The following is a 315-nucleotide window of genomic DNA, read 5'->3' on the forward strand; positions in this document are numbered from 1 at the left end:
CCGCTGGGGCGCAAGACCACCTACGAGTATCACCACCTGACCACCCTGGTGACGCAGGTCAGCTACCCGGACGGCAGCACCTGGCGAGCGCGCTACGACGACAAGGGCAACCTGCTCGCCGAATTTGATGCCCTCGGCCAGATGACCGAGTACCTGAACAGCGACGATGGCCTGCCGCATACCATCATCGACGCGACCTACAAGTCCAAGTACCTGTGGTGGAACACCCAGGCCCAGGTCGAGCGTTACCAGGACTGCTCGGGCAAGAGCACCTACTACCGCTACGACGAGCGCCAGCACCTGGTCGCCGTCACC

General features: G+C 63.5%; 1 protein-coding gene. It reads left to right on the plus strand.

Annotated features, from left to right (window positions below; all coding sequences use genetic code 11):
* A partial coding sequence (locus ACNFCI_RS24110; RefSeq protein ID WP_416768442.1) for a hypothetical protein occupies window positions 1–315 on the plus strand: 315 nt, incomplete at both ends.

The organism is Pseudomonas sp. NY15356, from assembly GCF_048068175.1.
Classification (GTDB): Bacteria; Pseudomonadota; Gammaproteobacteria; order Pseudomonadales; family Pseudomonadaceae; genus Aquipseudomonas; species Aquipseudomonas putida_K.